The organism is Stenotrophomonas sp. S39, from assembly GCF_016624665.1.
Taxonomy (GTDB): Bacteria; Pseudomonadota; Gammaproteobacteria; order Xanthomonadales; family Xanthomonadaceae; genus Stenotrophomonas.
Window position 1 is genome coordinate 1 of sequence record NZ_JACVTT010000191.1, and the last position, 1,984, is coordinate 1,984.

A 1,984-nucleotide genomic window follows, 5' to 3' on the forward strand; every position below is an offset into this window, starting at 1 on the left:
CATATTTATATGTACGCGGTAGAGGAGCGTTCCGTAAGCCGTTGAAGGTGGATTGAGAAGTCTGCTGGAGGTATCGGAAGTGCGAATGCTGACATGAGTAACGATAATGCGGGTGAAAAACCCGCACGCCGAAAGCCCAAGGTTTCCTTGCGCAACGTTAATCGGCGCAGGGTGAGTCGGCCCCTAAGGCGAGGACGAAAGTCGTAGTCGATGGGAAGCAGGTTAATATTCCTGCACCTCGCGTAAGTGCGATGGAGGGACGGAGAAGGTTAGGTGTACCAGGCGTTGGTTGTCCTGGGGAAAGGCGGTAGGTTTGGATCTTTGGCAAATCCGGGATCCTTCAAGACCGAGCACCGAGACGAGCCTTTAAGGCGAAGTCACTGATACCACGCTTCCAGGAAAAGCTCCTAAGCTTCAGCTTACGCAGACCGTACCGTAAACCGACACAGGTGGGTAGGATGAGAATTCTCAGGCGCTTGAGAGAACTCGGGTGAAGGAACTAGGCAACATGGCACCGTAACTTCGGGAGAAGGTGCACCCTTTTTGGTGGCTCGTGCGAGCTATAGCTGAAGAGGGTCGCAGTAACCAGGCCGCTGCGACTGTTTATCAAAAACACAGCACTCTGCAAACACGAAAGTGGACGTATAGGGTGTGACGCCTGCCCGGTGCTGGAAGGTTAATTGATGGGGTCAGCCGCAAGGCGAAGCTCTTGATCGAAGCCCCAGTAAACGGCGGCCGTAACTATAACGGTCCTAAGGTAGCGAAATTCCTTGTCGGGTAAGTTCCGACCTGCACGAATGGCGTAACGACAGCGGCGCTGTCTCCACCCGAGACTCAGTGAAATTGAAATCGCTGTGAAGATGCAGCGTTCCCGTGGCAAGACGGAAAGACCCCGTGAACCTTTACTATAGCTTTACACTGAACGTTGAGTTCGTCTGTGTAGGATAGGTGGGAGGCTATGAAACTGTGGCGCTAGCTGCAGTGGAGCCATCCTTGAAATACCACCCTGTCGTGCTTGACGTTCTAACCTGGGCCCATTATCTGGGTCGGGGACCGTGTATGGTGGGTAGTTTGACTGGGGCGGTCTCCTCCTAAAGAGTAACGGAGGAGCTCGAAGGTACGCTCAGCGCGGTCGGACATCGCGCACTGTGTGCAAAGGCATAAGCGTGCTTGACTGCAAGATCGACGGATCAAGCAGGTAGGAAACTAGGACTTAGTGATCCGGTGGTTCTGTATGGAAGGGCCATCGCTCAACGGATAAAAGGTACTCCGGGGATAACAGGCTGATACCGCCCAAGAGTTCATATCGACGGCGGTGTTTGGCACCTCGATGTCGGCTCATCACATCCTGGGGCTGTAGTCGGTCCCAAGGGTATGGCTGTTCGCCATTTAAAGTGGTACGCGAGCTGGGTTCAGAACGTCGTGAGACAGTTCGGTCCCTATCTGCCATGGGCGTTGGAGATTTGAGAGGGGCTGCTCCTAGTACGAGAGGACCGGAGTGGACGAACCTCTGGTGTTCCGGTTGTCACGCCAGTGGCATTGCCGGGTAGCTATGTTCGGAAGCGATAACCGCTGAAAGCATCTAAGCGGGAAGCGCGCCTCAAGATGAGATCTCCCGGGGCACAAGCCCCCTGAAGGAACCATATAGACTATGTGGTTGATAGGTCAGGTGTGTAAGTACAGCAATGTATTGAGCTAACTGATACTAATGATCCGTGTGGCTTGACCATATAACCTCAAGTTGCCTTGGCTTTACGACAGCGTCGTAAGAGCATCCAAGTGCACGCTACGTCACAAGAACTATGCGAGGCTGGCGCCTTGTCCCCCCGGGACGAGTGCGACTCTCCAAAAGCCTCCCTGGTGAAATTAGCGCTGTGGAACCACCCGATCCCATCCCGAACTCGGAAGTGAAACGCAGCTGCGCCGATGGTAGTGTGGCTCAAGCCATGCGAGAGTAGGTCATCGCCAGGGTTTATACCCAAAA

At 54.1% G+C, this 1,984-nt stretch carries 2 rRNA genes; both read left to right on the forward strand.

What is annotated here, in order from left to right:
* Positions 1-1,730 (forward strand): 23S ribosomal RNA (locus IAE41_RS22220); the annotation flags it as partial.
* Positions 1,731-1,856: 126 nt separating this feature from the next.
* A 5S ribosomal RNA gene (gene rrf, locus IAE41_RS22225) occupies positions 1,857-1,971 on the forward strand.
* Positions 1,972-1,984: the final 13 nt, after the last annotated feature.